The sequence below is a fragment of the Marinobacter sp. C7 genome (assembly GCF_022343555.1).
Taxonomy (GTDB): domain Bacteria; phylum Pseudomonadota; class Gammaproteobacteria; order Pseudomonadales; family Oleiphilaceae; genus Marinobacter.
This window is the reverse complement of the sequence record NZ_JAKQZH010000107.1, coordinates 1-504: the sequence shown is the minus strand read 5'-3', so window position 1 is coordinate 504 and position 504 is coordinate 1. Positions and strand designations below refer to the sequence as shown.

General features: G+C 56.3%; 1 protein-coding gene. It reads left to right on the top strand.

The features are described 5' to 3' along the window. The coding region (locus tag MD273_RS18975; protein WP_239039313.1) for a tyrosine-type recombinase/integrase at positions 1–451 on the top strand (451 nt) is incomplete at its 5' end. Positions 452–504: the final 53 nt, after the last annotated feature.

The window sequence follows — 504 nt, the reverse complement described above, 5'->3', positions numbered from 1 at the left end:
ATATGCTTATGCCGCAGGTTTGCGGGTCGGGGAGGTTTGCGGACTTAGGGTCGAAGACATTGACAGCTCCCGAATGGTGATCCATGTCCGGCATGGCAAGGGCAGCAAGGCCCGATATGTCATGCTGTCAACCGGGCTACTCGGTATCCTGCGCAGCTATTGGCGTCTGGCGCGGCCAAAGTCGTTTCTGTTTCCGGGGCGCGATCCCGACAAGCCCATAGAGCCAACTGTTTTGAACGCCGCCTGCCGTTCCGCTGTCACAGCAACCGGTCTTTCAAAGCGCGTCACCGTGCACACTTTGCGGCATTCTTTCGCCACGCACCTTCTGGAGAAAGGCACGGATACAGTATTCGGCTTCAGTGCCACTGCGAAGGAAAAGCAGTTTTTGCGAACGGTAGCGTTCGCCCCAGCAAGGGCAACTACCGACATGCAGGTTCAAAAAAATGTCTAAAGCTTGGAACCTCAGCCTGACATCGCCTCATCGCACCAAACCGCACAGGTCTG